Source organism: Alkalibacter mobilis (genome assembly GCF_015594845.1).
In the GTDB taxonomy this organism is placed as follows: Bacteria; Bacillota; Clostridia; order Eubacteriales; family Alkalibacteraceae; genus Alkalibacter; species Alkalibacter mobilis.
Genome location: NZ_JADNRK010000004.1, coordinates 47,203 through 61,235, shown reverse-complemented (window position 1 = coordinate 61,235; position 14,033 = coordinate 47,203). Strand labels below are relative to the sequence as shown.

At 42.3% G+C, this 14,033-nt stretch carries 18 protein-coding genes; 15 read left to right on the top strand and 3 right to left on the bottom strand.

Translation table 11 applies throughout. The features are described from left to right. Nucleotides 1-15 precede the first annotated feature (15 nt). On the top strand, nt 16-1,233 hold the full coding sequence (locus IWB18_RS03405; RefSeq protein WP_195682200.1) for a DUF438 domain-containing protein: 1,218 nt from the start codon (nt 16-18) through the stop codon (nt 1,231-1,233). Between the two features lie 347 nt (nt 1,234-1,580). Here the strand turns inward: IWB18_RS03405 and IWB18_RS03400 are convergent, their stop codons facing one another. From IWB18_RS03400 to IWB18_RS03390, 3 genes are read right to left on the bottom strand one after another with little or no spacing between them, the layout of a single operon-like run. Next, nucleotides 1,581-2,129 carry a hemerythrin domain-containing protein gene (locus tag IWB18_RS03400; RefSeq protein WP_195682199.1) on the bottom strand — a complete coding sequence of 183 codons (549 nt, stop codon included), beginning with the start codon at nt 2,127-2,129 and terminating at the stop codon, nt 1,581-1,583. 3 nt (nt 2,130-2,132) lie between these two features. Next, on the bottom strand, nt 2,133-2,768 hold the full coding sequence (locus IWB18_RS03395) for a hypothetical protein (RefSeq protein ID WP_195682198.1): 636 nt from the start codon (nt 2,766-2,768) through the stop codon (nt 2,133-2,135). 5 nt (nt 2,769-2,773) lie between these two features. Next, the gene (locus IWB18_RS03390; RefSeq protein ID WP_195682197.1) at nt 2,774-2,962 is read right to left on the bottom strand and encodes a DUF1858 domain-containing protein; all 189 of its coding nucleotides are present in this window, start codon (nt 2,960-2,962) and stop codon (nt 2,774-2,776) included. A 160-nt stretch (nt 2,963-3,122) separates the two neighbouring features. Between IWB18_RS03390 and IWB18_RS03385 the strand changes: the two genes are divergently transcribed. The 14 genes from IWB18_RS03385 to atpB all read left to right on the top strand — a co-directional run bounded on the left by IWB18_RS03385 (nt 3,123) and on the right by atpB (nt 14,018). Then, nucleotides 3,123-4,421: a hexokinase family protein gene (locus IWB18_RS03385; protein ID WP_195682196.1), complete on the top strand. Its 1,299-nt coding sequence runs from the start codon at nt 3,123-3,125 to the stop codon at nt 4,419-4,421. 399 nt (nt 4,422-4,820) lie between these two features. Further along, complete coding sequence (locus IWB18_RS03380) at nt 4,821-5,930, top strand: aminopeptidase (RefSeq protein ID WP_195682195.1); 1,110 nt, start codon at nt 4,821-4,823, stop codon at nt 5,928-5,930. A 102-nt stretch (nt 5,931-6,032) separates the two neighbouring features. Then, the gene (locus tag IWB18_RS03375) at nt 6,033-6,458 is read left to right on the top strand and encodes a CBS domain-containing protein (protein WP_225877745.1); all 426 of its coding nucleotides are present in this window, start codon (nt 6,033-6,035) and stop codon (nt 6,456-6,458) included. 85 nt (nt 6,459-6,543) lie between these two features. Continuing rightward, nucleotides 6,544-7,086, top strand: coding sequence for a chromate transporter (locus IWB18_RS03370; RefSeq protein WP_195682194.1), 543 nt, complete (start codon nt 6,544-6,546; stop codon nt 7,084-7,086). 3 nt (nt 7,087-7,089) lie between these two features. Further along, nucleotides 7,090-7,617 carry a chromate transporter gene (locus IWB18_RS03365; RefSeq protein ID WP_195682193.1) on the top strand — a complete coding sequence of 176 codons (528 nt, stop codon included), beginning with the start codon at nt 7,090-7,092 and terminating at the stop codon, nt 7,615-7,617. 68 nt (nt 7,618-7,685) lie between these two features. Further along, entirely contained in the window at nt 7,686-8,750 is a 1,065-nt protein-coding gene (prfA, locus tag IWB18_RS03360; protein ID WP_195682192.1) for a peptide chain release factor 1, read from the top strand. A 358-nt stretch (nt 8,751-9,108) separates the two neighbouring features. After that, nucleotides 9,109-10,173, top strand: coding sequence for an L-threonylcarbamoyladenylate synthase (locus tag IWB18_RS03355; protein WP_195682191.1), 1,065 nt, complete (start codon nt 9,109-9,111; stop codon nt 10,171-10,173). Nucleotides 10,174-10,202: 29 nt separating this feature from the next. Further along, complete coding sequence (locus IWB18_RS03350) at nt 10,203-10,661, top strand: low molecular weight protein arginine phosphatase (RefSeq protein ID WP_195682190.1); 459 nt, start codon at nt 10,203-10,205, stop codon at nt 10,659-10,661. 17 nt (nt 10,662-10,678) lie between these two features. Continuing rightward, nucleotides 10,679-11,128 carry a ribose 5-phosphate isomerase B gene (rpiB, locus tag IWB18_RS03345; RefSeq protein ID WP_195682189.1) on the top strand — a complete coding sequence of 150 codons (450 nt, stop codon included), beginning with the start codon at nt 10,679-10,681 and terminating at the stop codon, nt 11,126-11,128. 12 nt (nt 11,129-11,140) lie between these two features. Beyond that, entirely contained in the window at nt 11,141-11,770 is a 630-nt protein-coding gene (gene upp, locus IWB18_RS03340; protein ID WP_195682188.1) for a uracil phosphoribosyltransferase, read from the top strand. Between the two features lie 265 nt (nt 11,771-12,035). Next, nucleotides 12,036-12,476 (top strand): deoxycytidylate deaminase, encoded by a 441-nt coding sequence (locus tag IWB18_RS03335; RefSeq protein ID WP_195682187.1) that lies wholly within the window; start codon nt 12,036-12,038, stop codon nt 12,474-12,476. A 185-nt stretch (nt 12,477-12,661) separates the two neighbouring features. Next, nucleotides 12,662-12,925: an AtpZ/AtpI family protein gene (locus tag IWB18_RS03330; RefSeq protein WP_195682186.1), complete on the top strand. Its 264-nt coding sequence runs from the start codon at nt 12,662-12,664 to the stop codon at nt 12,923-12,925. Beyond that, nucleotides 12,903-13,286 (top strand): ATP synthase subunit I, encoded by a 384-nt coding sequence (locus IWB18_RS03325; RefSeq protein ID WP_195682185.1) that lies wholly within the window; start codon nt 12,903-12,905, stop codon nt 13,284-13,286. The genes IWB18_RS03330 and IWB18_RS03325 overlap by 23 nt, the downstream gene beginning before the upstream one ends. 69 nt (nt 13,287-13,355) lie before the next feature. Next, nucleotides 13,356-14,018 carry a F0F1 ATP synthase subunit A gene (gene atpB, locus IWB18_RS03320; RefSeq protein ID WP_195682184.1) on the top strand — a complete coding sequence of 221 codons (663 nt, stop codon included), beginning with the start codon at nt 13,356-13,358 and terminating at the stop codon, nt 14,016-14,018. Nucleotides 14,019-14,033 lie beyond the last annotated feature (15 nt).

Sequence of the window (14,033 nt, the reverse complement as noted above, 5' to 3'; positions counted from 1 at the left end):
ACGGAGGGATGGACTATGAGCGAACACATAAATAACAGGGAGTACAGGCAAAAACTTTTGAAAGAACTTATCATGCAGCTGCACGACGGAGCTGACTTTGACGAGGTAAAAAAGAAATTTGAGGAAAATTTTGAAGGCGTGTCCGCCACGGAAATAACCCAGATGGAAACTCAGTTGGTGGTAGAAGGCATGCCGGTAGAGGAGATCCAGCGACTTTGCGACGTACATGCATCGGTTTTCAAGGGAACCATCGAAGACATACATAAGATGACAGTTGACGAGAATACACCCGGTCATCCCGTTCATACATTCAGGGAAGAAAACAAGCTGATAGAAAAGCTTTTGGAAGAAAGGATCAAGCCCCATATTAAGGCGATGGAAGAAGACAACGACAAGGTGGTGGTGGATCTCGCAGATGACTTTGCAGATTTGTGGGAAATAGACAAGCACTATGGAAGAAAAGAAAATCTTCTGTTTCCTTACATGGAAAAATACGATATAACAGCTCCACCCAAAGTTATGTGGGGAGTCGATGATGACAACAGAAAGCTTATAAAAGACGTAAGGACCATATTAAAACATTATCAATACGATCATCCCAAAGAAGAACTCATAGAGAAGGCCAAGGCGGCCGTTACAGGTGTGGAAGAAATGATATTCAAGGAAGAAAACATCCTGTTTCCCATGGTAATAGACACTTTGAAAGACAGCGAATGGCAGAAAATACTTGAAGAAAGCGATGAATACGGATATTTCTTTTTCAAGCCGGACATTAAGTGGGAGCCCAAAGTTGATGAGGCTGAACAAGCTGATCCTGTAAGTGGGGTAGAGGGATATGTCAAATTCGATGCAGGTTTCATGCTTCCTGAAGAAGTGAATGCGATGCTCAACACTTTGCCAATAGATATAACTTTTGTAGACAAAGACGGCAGGGTCAAGTTTTTCTCTCAGGGAAAAGAGAGGATATTTGCCAGACCAAAGACCATTATCGGCAGAGAGGTCAGTAATTGCCATCCACCTGCAAGCGTTCATATTGTGGAACAGATCGTAGAGGATCTTAAGACTGGTAAGAAGGACCATGAAGATTTCTGGATCAACCTGGGAGAAAAATTCGTTCATATAAGATACTTTGCAGTAAGAAACGAACACGGACAATACCTTGGCGTGGTTGAAGTCAGCCAGGATATCAAACCGCTGAAAGCCCTTGAAGGGGAAAAAAGATTGGCAGATTAAAAGGAGGCTCAGGCCTCTTTTTTTATGCTGCAATTCCCCGTCATACCGAGTTGTCTTATCAAAAATTTAAAGCTAAGTAGATTCTTCTCTTCGCAATGCTCCGATCAGAATGACGATCCATAGTGGGTGTAATCCTGATCGAATTTAAAGGAACTCATCAAGTATCATAAACCGTCATCCTGAGCCTGCCGAAGTATATTATAAATCCCGTCAGAATGACGATCCATAGTGGTTGTCATCCTGAACGAATGTGAAGGATCTCCACAACAATAGAAAAAAGTCCCCGCTTCATGCGAGGACTCTTCTCCGTTTTGGTATATTTTAAATTAGAAATTTGAAAGGGCGTCTTATCTTGCTTCCAGTTCTTCCAGAAGCTTTATATATTTTTCCTGAGTTCCTTTTTCTTGTGCTTCTTTTTCAAAAATTTCGCATTCGGCATTTATCTGTGCCATGATCTCATCAGATAATCCGTTTTCGGCAAACTTGTACACTACCGCGTCTTCCTTGTCTATATGCCTGTGCAGAAGGTGAGTGTAGGATACTGCGTTAGCGATGATATCGAGTTTGGACTCATCGTCACCGTTTTTAACTCTTTCGATGGCAGCTTCCAGTTCCTGCATGTGCAGTCTTCCAAGATCGTGTTCTACAAGCATTCCATTTTTGACCAGCTTTTCTGCAGCCGGACCAAGATGTTCCACCATTCTGTTGAAAAGCATGTCTTCTTCTTTTCCATGGTGGTGCTTGTCAACGAAATTTCTTACAAAATCTATCATCTTGTGAAAATCGTCTAAATCGACGTTTTCGCCTTTTAACAATCTATAGCTGTACTTTCTTATAACGGCCAACATTCGTTTTGCATAAACATGTTCGTCTACCATAAGTTGAATACTGTTCATATTTTACTCTCCCTTCCGCTGAATAGCCTGGGTTTCTTCCGAGAGTCTGTTGTAGGTCATGTTGCTGCTCAAATTCTCTACAAAAGCTTTTGTCCATTCATCTCTTAATATATAGAAATTTTTAACGTCTCCGCCTGCATTGTTCCAGTGATCGTTGTGAAGACATACTGTCCTGACCCACTTTATTTCATTGTCTTCGGACACAGTTACTTCGTTTACTCTGTCGCAGGGCATTCCTTCAAGAAGAAAATCGTTAAGTGCGTTGAAAAGCGCTTCCGGATCATCGGTTTGTCCGTCGTATCTTGAAGCTGCTAGAGCGCCTTGCTTCTGGAATACATCTTTCAAACCTTCAAGGTTCTCGGCATTCTTTTCCAGAAGTCTGGTTATCAACGCCGCATGTCTGCCTTCAGCCCTGTGGATCTTGTCTTGAAGCCATCCGTGAATGTTGTTTGTGTCTATAACTTCTTCAAGAGGCTTGTTGCCTGCAGGATATCCGTAAGTTTCATAAAGCTCTTTAGCCCATTCATCTCCCGGAAGTCCTTTCTCATTGGCGAATTTTATCAATTCGACTTCCAATGCTTCAAACCAGTTGATTTTATCGTAAAGCCAGTAATGGATTTTTCCTAAAAATAAGCTCATATCGATTACTCCGCACTGTTCAATGCATCAACTAAAACATCTGCGTTGACACCGTGAACACTAGCAGCTTCCGCCAGGGTCTCAGCTTGAGCCGAAGGGCAACCTACACAACCCATTCCAAATTCCATCAACTTTGCTGCCAAAGTTCTGTCTACTTTCAATACTTCACCTATAGTCATATCTTTATTTATCATTTTACAATCCTCCAAAATAATTTTATTTTATCTTATGGTCTAATGATAATACTTATCAATAGAAATTTCCGTATCCCAGGATACAAAATTCAAAATAATATAAAAAACAGTTGTTTACTATGTTAAAATAAATTTAGGCAAAATAATGGCGGAGGGCCTTATGAAGAACGAAGATCCTGCCCGTGGGGCAAATAAGTTTTTAAGAAAAAATAACATGCATTGGGGAACTTCGGATTTTCAGGAGGAAAGCATAAAGTTTCTCAAAGAAATAGCCGCAGGTCTGAAAAGTGATGAAGGCTCGTCTTTAAAAATGATCCCTTCTTATCTGGATCCCGGGAAAATCCCGGTTTCTAGAAAACAAGTAATTGCAGCAGATGCAGGGGGGACAAATTTTAGAAAAGCCGTTGTAACTTTTGATGATGAAGCTATAACGATCGAGGAGCTTACCAGGCACAAAATGCCGGGAAGTAACGGAGCGGAGATCGAAAGGGACGAATTTTTCGGGATCATCGCAGGGTTTCTTGAACCTGTGATCTTAAAAAGCGACAGGATCGGTTTTTGTTTTTCATACCCGGCAAGGATCCTTCCTGATAAAGAAGCGGTCATGATATCCATGACAAAAGAAGTAAAGGTCAAAGACATAGAAGGTATAAAAGTTGCAGAAGCGCTGAATTATAAACTAAGAAAACCCAAAAATATAACCGTATTGAATGATACGGTGGCAGGATTATTGGGAGGTGTCGCAACTCATTGGGGAGCTGGTTACGACGATTTCATCTGTTTGATCCTTGGAACCGGAATGAATGTGTGCTATATAGAAAATAATTGTGAGATCTTAAAGGAAGATGACCTGAAAAATAAACCCGGTTTCACTATCATAAATTTGGAATCCGGAGCCTATGATAAATTCCCGAGAGGATCTGCGGATATGCGATTAGATGAAAAGACAGAAAATCCCGGAAAACAACTGACGGAAAAGATGCTTTCCGGAGCATATCTCGGAGACCTGGTTTTGGAAATCTTAAGGCTGGCCGCAGAGGAATCCTGCTTCAAATCCGTGTCAAAAGATGATCTTCGGGAGCTTGAAACTTTGCAGACAGCGGATGTCCTGGATTTTTTCGATTTCCCCGACAATGAGAAAGGAATTTTGAACAAATTTTTTAAGGATATCGAAGACAGACGGTTTGCCCATGAAGTGATAAAAAATCTTTTGGAAAGGTCGGCCAGGTATATAGCTGCAAGTATTTGTGCAATACTGATGAAGACTGGTAAAGGCAAAAATCCGCACAAACCGGTATGCCTTATAGTAGAAGGAACAACTTTTTACGCTTCTTCTAAATATCAGAAGATTTTTGACAATTACTTAAAAATGATCAAAGATGAATTCGGGTTTCATGTAAAGCGAGTTAAGGTCGAAAACGGAGCCTTGATAGGGGCGGCTTTCAGCACCCTGCTGTAAAACTATGGAACTCATCAAGTATCATAAACCGTCATACCGATCTTGTTGAAGGATCTTGTAAATGCCGTCATTCTGAGTGAAGCGAAGTAGCTTATCAAAAATCAAACTAAATAGATTCTTCCCTCGGTAAACTCTGGTCAGAATGGCGATCCATAGCGATTGTCACCCTGAACAAATGTGAAGAGGCTCATCAAGTATCATAAACCGTCATACTGATCTTGTCGAAGGATCTTGTAAATGCTGTCATACTGAGTGAAGCGAAGTAGCTTATCAAAAATCAAACTAAATAGATTCTTCCCTCGGTAAACTCTGATCAGAATGACGATTCATAGTGTTTGTCATCCTGAACGAATGTGAAGGATCTACTCAATTATTAAAACAAACGAAAGGGGCAACAAAATGGACGAAAGAATAAAAAAACTGGCTCACAACCTTGTAAACTACTCCTGCGAGGTAAAAGAAGGAGAAAAAGTACTCATTTGGGTAAATGGAGAAAGTGCGAAGCCTCTGGTTCGCCAACTCGTAAAAGAAGTCCACGCCAAAGGGGGCTACCCTTTTGTATCCATTGTGGACAGTTCAATAAACAGGGAGCTGTTGCTCGATGCAAAGGAAGAGCAGCTTAAAATATTGAATGATTATGAACTTTATCAGATGAAAATGATGGATGCCTACATAGGTGTAAGAGCATCTGACAACATAACTGAACTGGCCGACGTCCCGGCTGACAAGATGGCCATGTACAGCAAGCTGACAAGACCTGTTACGGATGAAAGGGTCAACAATACAAAATGGGTCGTTTTAAGATATCCAAACGCTTCCATGGCTCAACTTGCAGGATCGAGCATAGAATCCTTTGAAGATTTTTATTTCAAGGTGTGCAATCTGGATTACAACAAGATGTCCAAGGCCATGGATCCCTTGCTTGAAATGATGAATGAAACTGACAAGGTAAGGATAACCGGACCGGGAACAGACCTGGAATTTTCCATAAAAGACATACCAGCTGTAAAGTGCGACGGAAAACTCAACATTCCAGACGGAGAAGTTTATGCAGCTCCTGTCAAGGACTCGGTAAACGGAGTTCTATCATATAATGCACCATCCCAGTATCAGGGTTTTACTTATGAAAACGTGAAATTTACTTTCAAAGACGGTAAAATCATAGAAGCTACGGCCAACAACACAGAAAAGATAAATCAGGTATTGGATACCGATGAGGGCGCAAGATACATAGGAGAGTTTGCCATTGGGGTAAATCCGTACATACTGGGTCCAATGAACGACATTTTGTTCGATGAAAAGATAATGGGCAGTTTCCACTTTACTCCGGGAATGTGCTACGAAGATGCTTCAAATGGAAATCAATCTGCAGTGCACTGGGATCTCGTGTGCATACAGACAAAAGAGTACGGTGGCGGAGAAATTTATTTTGACGATGTTCTGATCAGAAAAGACGGATACTTCGTCCACCCAAGGTTGGAAGGTCTTAATCCCGAGAACCTTGTTTAAACAAAAAATGATAAAATGAGAGTTTGTTAAGATCTAGTTAAGCTATAACCTTTATAATGGTGTATAATGATAGTATGATCACTATACAAAGAGGTGAAGGATTTGGATAGCATTTTATTTTTGCTTGTTCCAAAAAGAGACGTGGTTTTTCTACCCAACAACTGCTCAGTACAATTTGCACTTGATGTCATGGAAGAAAATGCTTACAGCGCCATTCCCATTATAAACGAAAAGGGCAGGTATGTAGGGACGTTGACCGAAGGGGATCTCCTTTGGGAAATCAAGAATAACCCCGGTATGAATTTTGACAATACCCGCAAGTTTACCTTAAAGGACATAAAAAGAAAGCGCAAGGTACAATCGGCGGGAATAAACGAAGATCTGGGCATCATCATCGAACTTAGCAAAACCCAGAATTTTGTTCCCATAACTGATGATGACGGGGTCTTTATTGGCATCATCACCAGACAGGAAGTTATAGATTATTTGTTGAAAAAAGATAGCATCATAAAAGAAGAGGCTATATGAAACGTGCCCACTTTGATTTCGGCCAGTCCGCAAAAGAAGTGGGTTTTTGACCGTAAAAGGACATATAAGTTTCGAAGGAGGGAAAATGAAGATCTTATTCGAAATATTCAAATCGTTTTTTAAAATAGGTGCATTTACAGTAGGCGGGGGTTATGCCATGCTCCCACTCTTTGAGGATGAATTCATAAATAAAAAGAAATGGTTCACCGACCAGGATTTTTTGAACATGCTGACGGTGGCTACTGCTTCACCCGGACCACTTGCTGTCAACAGCGCCGTATACACGGGTTATCATGTGGCGGGAGTCAAAGGCATAATTGCCGCAGTTGTCGGCGTAATAATATCACCGGTGGTGATAATCCTGATACTGGCCGCAAATTATGAAAAGTTTCGGAGCTTGGAATTTGCAAATCCCATATTCAGTGGAATCAGACCGGCTGTAGTAGGTCTGATGTTTGCTGCGGTTTTCAATCTGGTCAAAAAAAACAGGCTCAGATGGACATGGTACACTTTATCCATCCTGTCTTTCGCTCTGATCAGTTTTATAAAAGTAGATCCGGTCATTGTCATAGGCGGGGCCGCACTTTTGGGGGTGCTGTTTCAGAAGTACCTCGAAAGGAGGCGCTAATTCATGTTCGATGCAATAATCGAAGTGTTCGTCACATTTTTTAAGATCGGTATGTTTACTTTCGGCGGCGGATACGCAATGATCCCCATCATGCAAAGGGAGATCATAAACGTTCAGGGCTGGATGTCTGCGGCGGAGTTTCTTGACATCGTCGGGGTGGCCGAGATGACTCCCGGAGTCATCGCCGTCAATATGGCCACATTTTTGGGTTATCGTTTAAGCGGAACGGCCTGGGGAGGTATAATTGCGACTTTGGGAGTGATACTGCCTTCATCGGTGATCGTGTATCTGTTGAGCCACTATTTTAATAAATTCAAAGATTCATTATATGTAAGAAGAGCGCTGGAGTTCATCAGACCGGTGGTAATAGGAATGATCGCATCGGCGGGATTTCTTTTGATCGAGGACGCAATCGTCGATTACATGGGGATAGCCATAGCAATAGTTACATTCTTGCTGTCGGCCATCAAAAGGGTCAATCCCATCATAATCCTTTTGACAATGGGAGCTTTTGGATACTTCTTCTACTAGCTATGTGATTGTATTGAAAGGCGAATAGTGGTATAATCCCAACGTGAAGTTAATTGGAGGATGAAAAAATGCTTGATAAATTGGAATTTATAGAATCAAAATACGAGGAACTTGGCGAAAAGCTGAGCGATCCGGATATAATAGCAGATCAGGACAATTGGAGAAAGTACGTCAAGGAGCACTCTCATCTTGAGCCCATAGTAAATCAGTACAAGGAGTACAAAAAGGTTGAAAAAGGCATAGAAGAGTCAAAAGAAATGCTTAGAGACAAACTGGACAAAGATTTTAAGGATATGGTGGAGTCGGAACTTTCCGAGCTTAACGAAAGAAAAGAAGAGCTTGAGGAAAGTCTCAGGATTTTGTTGTTGCCTAAAGACCCTAACGACGACAAGGGAGTAATGGTCGAAATCAGAGCAGGTGCAGGCGGAAGTGAAGCGGCTTTGTTTGCCGGCGAACTTTACAGGATGTACACCAGATACGCCGAGAGAAACGGCTGGAAATACGAAATAATGAGCTCCAACATTCCGGACATGGGCGGGATCAAGGAGATAATATTCTTGATAGATGCAGACGGAGCGTACAGCAGATTAAAATACGAAAGCGGCGTTCACAGGGTCCAAAGGATACCGGCCACGGAATCGGGGGGAAGGATACATACTTCCACCGCTACGGTTGCGGTACTGCCGGAAGCTGAAGACGTTGAAATTGAAATCAATCAGAATGACATAAGAGTTGATGTGTACAGATCTTCCGGAAATGGCGGTCAGAGCGTTAACACCACGGACTCTGCGGTAAGACTTACCCACGTTCCTACAGGATTGGTAGTTACCTGCCAGGATGAAAAAAGCCAACTCAAGAACAAGGAAAAGGCAATGAAGATCCTTAAAACCAGGCTTTATGAGATCGAGCAGGAAAAGCAAAATGCCGAACAGGCTCAAAACAGAAAAAGCCAGGTAGGAACAGGTGACAGAAGCGAGAGGATCAGAACGTACAACTATCCTCAGGGAAGGATAACCGACCATAGGATCGGACTTACCCTGTACAAGCTCGAAGAGTTTTTAGACGGTGCCTTGGATGAAATGATCGACGGACTTACTACGACTGATCAGGCTGAAAAACTGAAAATGCAGTAAACTTGACAGAGAAATTTCGAAAGGGATTTCTCTGTGATTATGTGGACCCGTCCCTACCGGCACCTGAGCTTGTCGAAGGATCGATTCAATTACGTCATATTGAGTAGATTCTTCTCTTCACTGCGTTTTGATCAGAATGACGATCTATGATGCTTGTCATCTTGAGCTTGTCGAAGGACCAATTCAATTACGTCATACTGAGTGAAATGAAGTATCTAATTAAAGACCTGAACTAAGTAGATTCTTCTCTTCACTGCGTTTTGATCAGAATGACGATCTATAATGCTTGTCATCCTGAGCTTGTCGAAGGATCTACTTAGCAATAGAATAATCAGCACTAAACGGAAGCAGGAATAATATGAATACAAAAATAATAAAAATAGAATCTGACGATCTTGCACGCAATGATGAACGGGAAAAAATCCAATACGCCGCAGAGGTCATAAAAGGCGGAGGAACCGTGGTTTTCCCTACCGAGACCGTATACGGCCTTGGCGCAGACGGCATGAGAGCCGACAGTGTCAAGAAGATATATACGGCAAAGGGCAGACCTTCAGACAATCCCATGATACTGCACATAAGCAATCTGGAAATGTTGAAGAAACTTACGGTCCACGTAAGCTCCAAAGCCAGAGCCTTGATGGAAGAATTTTGGCCCGGACCACTTACCCTGGTCATGAAAAAGACGCCGGAAGTTCCATTGGAAACGACCGGAGGGCTTGATACCGTAGCAGTAAGGATGCCCGATCACCCTGTCGCAATGGCTTTGATAGAAGCAGCAGGAGTTCCTTTGGCCGCTCCAAGTGCCAACCTGTCGGGAAAACCATCCCCTACAAGTGCGGCTCACGTAATAGAAGATTTAGACGGCAGGGTGGATGTGATCATTTCATCACAACGGTCAAGGATAGGGCTTGAATCGACGGTGGTGGACGTGACAGAAGAGGTGCCTGTACTTCTCAGACCGGGGGGCATAAGTCTTGCACAACTTCAGGATGTTGTTGGAGAAGTGAAAATCGACAAAGGTGTAAAAGAGAGTCTCAAGGAGGGGGAAACTCCAAAAGCTCCCGGAATGAAATACAGACATTATGCACCTGAAGGTAAAATGATTTTGGTTAAAGGACCCATCCAAGGGGTAATTTATAGGATGAAGAGTATCCTTGAAGACGAGAACTTCTCAGAAGAGAATCGAGTGGCATTGGTGCCCACGGAATTTTTAGATGAATTTGCAGGATATGCTGTCATCGACATGGGATCCATCAACAGCCCGCAAGAAATAATGGAGCGACTTTACAGTTCCCTGAGAAAGTGCAATCAAATCAAGGCGGATACAATACTTGCACCGCTTTTTGAAGATGAAGAAAAATTCTTGGCTGTAAACAACAGGCTGTCAAAAGCTGCCGGTTACAACATAGTGACCGTTTGAATTTAACAGCGGATACACAGGGGGAAAAGATGAAAAGAATACTTTTGGTTTGTACGGGAAATACATGCAGAAGCAGCATGGCAAAGGGTATTTTTGAGCAGATCATTGAAAAAGAGGGTCTTAAAGATCAAATATCCATTGATTCTGCAGGCACATCCGTATATTATAGTGAAGGGGCAAATCCCAAGGCCATCGAAGCCGTGGGAGAAATGGGGATAGACATTTCAGGCCACGTTTCCAAACAGATAGATGAAAAGCTGATTGCAGATGCAGACATGGTCTTGACCATGACCCGGACTCAAAAGTCCCATCTTCACCATCTGTTTCCCGGATATGCATTCAAGATCACTACCATCAAGGAACAGGCTGAAGAGAATTTCTACATAGATATTTCCGACCCCTTTGGGTCAGGACTCAGCACATACAGAAAAACCGCATATGAACTGCAAAAAACCATTAAAACTTTGGTTGAAAATAAAAAAATATAAATCAGGAGATGATAAGCATGAAAATCGCAATAGGATCAGATCACGGCGGATTCCAACTGAAAGAGACTGTAAAAGAATACCTGCTTGATAAAAACTACGAAGTTGAAGATTTTGGAGCATACGATACCGAATCGGTGGATTACCCTGAAATCGGCGAGAAAGTGGCGCTGTCCGTAAAGGACGGAGAATCCGAGAAGGGAATAATCGTCTGCGGCACAGGTCTTGGGATCTCTATTTCCGCCAACAAAATACCGGGAATAAGAGCGGCTTTGGTAAGCGATACATTCTCCGCAAAAATGTCTAGAGCACACAACGATGCGAACATTCTTGCCCTGGGCGGAAGGGTTCTTGGAACCGATCTTGCCTTGGAAATAGTCGATACCTGGCTTAAAACCGACTTTGAAGGCGGCAGACACGAAAGAAGAGTCAACAAGATAAAAGATTTGGAATCCAAATACAATAAATAAGAGGAGGCTAATATGTCAAAATTAATAGTAATGGACCATCCCCTGATCGTCCACAAAATCAGCATGATAAGGGACAAAAACACAGGAGCCAAGGAGTTTAGGGAACTGGTCAATGAAATCTCCATGTTGATGGCATACGAAGCAACCAGAGATCTTCAACTTGACGAAGTCGAAATTGAAACACCCATAACTACCATGAAAACCAAGGTTTTTTCCGGCAAGAAACTTGCCATCGTGCCCATTTTGAGAGCGGGCCTCGGCATGGTCGATGGACTTTTATCATTGATACCAGTCGCCAAGGTAGGCCACATCGGACTTTACAGGGATCCTGAGACTTTAGAACCAGTTGAATACTACTGCAAGCTTCCCACTGATATAGCAGACAGAGAGATCATTCTTGTGGATCCGATGCTTGCAACAGGAGGATCTGCATCTGCAGCCATCGATTTCTTGAAGGAAAGAGGAGCTGCAAACATCAGGTTCATGTGCCTGATCGCATCAAAAAAAGGCGTGGAAGTCCTTCAAAATGCCCATCCTGACGTTGACATTTACGCAGGAGCTGTGGACGAAGTACTAAATGACCACGCGTACATCGTGCCCGGTCTGGGAGATGCAGGAGACAGATTGTTCGGAACTAAATGATTTGATTGCAATGATAACGGACAGTGACCATTTTTATTGGTACACTGTCTTTTTTTTATATGATCCAAACCGTATCTCATGCAACGGACTGATTTTGATATTTCCACTATAATGGGATTGACGACAAAACGGCGATAGTGTGAAGAGATTGTTTTTAACATTGATACACGTTATAATAGGGATTATACTTAAGCCACAGTTTGTAATCGTGTCCACAGTACATTGTATACAATTGTTTGAATAATTTCGTCAGGAGATGTTTGAAATGGATAGACCCTCGTGGGATGAATATTTTTTAGAGATACTTCAGGTGGTCAAAAAAAGGTCCACATGCCTCAGAAGGCAGGTTGCCGCCATAATAGTCAAGGATAAGAGAATAATAGCCACCGGATACAACGGAGCTCCCAGCGGGATCGCACACTGCGGCGAAGTTGGGTGCCTGAGAGAAGAGATGAACATACCTTCCGGATCCAGACACGAACTTTGCAGGGGGATCCATGCAGAACAAAATGCCATCATACAATCCGCCATGCACGGCGTCAGCATCAAAGATTCAACAATATACATAACCCATTCTCCATGCATATTGTGCGCCAAGATGATAATAAACAGCGGAATAAAAAGAATAGTCTACAGTGGAGATTATCCCGATTACATGTCTCTGAGATTTCTTGCGGAAGCAAAAATAATTGTAGATAAGGCATAATAATTGTTGTAAATTTAACATTCATGTAGTAGAATAAAATAACTACTTGTATATACAGCAGTACAATCTGATCAAAAATGAATGCTTTTTCATCGTTTTACAATATAAATATCAAGCAAATGCAAAGTGGATTTACGCAATTCCAAATGGAATTGACATATAATTAACCAAAATCGAGGTGTAAGATGAATAAAAAGAACCCCTGGGCGAATTTGGCCTTGCTGACCCAACTGGGGATATCCATGTTCGTGCCCATAGCCGGATGTTTTTTCATAGGGAAATATTTGGACAGCCGCTTTGGAACGGGAAATCTGTTTTTATTCATAATGACGATAATGGGTGTCTTGGCTGCATTGAGAAATATGTTTGTAATTGGAACCAGAGCCTCAAGAAACAACGAAAAGGATAGTGAAGAGGATAATGGAAATGACTCAGAAAGCAAACTATGATTTTGAAGCAAGTACGGTAATCAAAGCAACTGTGATCGCCGGTGCTGTAATCGGCGCCGCCATGTTTTTACTAAGCGATGACGGTCCCAGTCTTCTTATGGGTCTGGTGTTCGGGATGGTATTCAGCATCCTTAATTTCAGGCTTCTGCAATTAACCATCAAAAAATCCATGTCAATGCCTGCATCCAAAGCTCAGGCATACGTCACCAGCAGATATTTCGTTAGATATCTTCTTGCAGGGGCGGTCCTTTATGTGTCCATAAACAATGAAACCATGAACGTACTCGGTACTGTAATCGGTCTTCTTCTTATAAAATTCGTGATATTCATACTAAATATATATACGGGAATCAAAAAGTAGGTGCCCTTTGCCGAAATAAAATTCGGCTTGAAATAAATGACAAAATACTTTTAATCGAGAGGTGAAAAAATGAGCGGTCCAAAGATTTACGCCGAAATACTCGGCTTTCCCATAACCGAAACCATGGTGAACACCTGGCTGGTAATGGGACTGATCATCATCTTTGCGTTTCTATCCACCAGGAACATGAAAAAAGTTCCCGGCAAGCTTCAGGTTGTGGCAGAGATGGTGGTAAGTGCAATCGACAACCTGACAGAAAACACAATGGGCAAAAAAAACATGGCTTTCGCTCCTTACATGCTGGCATTATTCATGTATCTGGGCATTGCCAATCTACTCGGTCTGGTGGCTTTGAGGCCTCCAACTGCAGATTTGACCATGACTTTTGGTTTGGCGCTGTTGACCTTCTTCATGACACAGTTCTTCGCGATCAAATCAAAGGGGATAGGCGGGTTTTTAAAAGGGTTCATCGAACCGATACCTTTGCTTCTTCCCATCAACATCATCGGCGAGTTTGCAAACCCCATATCATTGTCCTTCCGTTTGTTCGGAAACATGCTGGGTGGAGTCATTATCATGTCACTTATCTACAGCGGACTTACGAATCTGATGTTCTTCGCAGCCGGGATACCCATCCTTGCCCACCTGTACTTTGACATTTTCTCAGGATTGCTGCAGAGTTTTATTTTCGTAATGTTGTCCATGGTATTTATTTCCATGGCGATGGACTAAACGGATGATCAACAG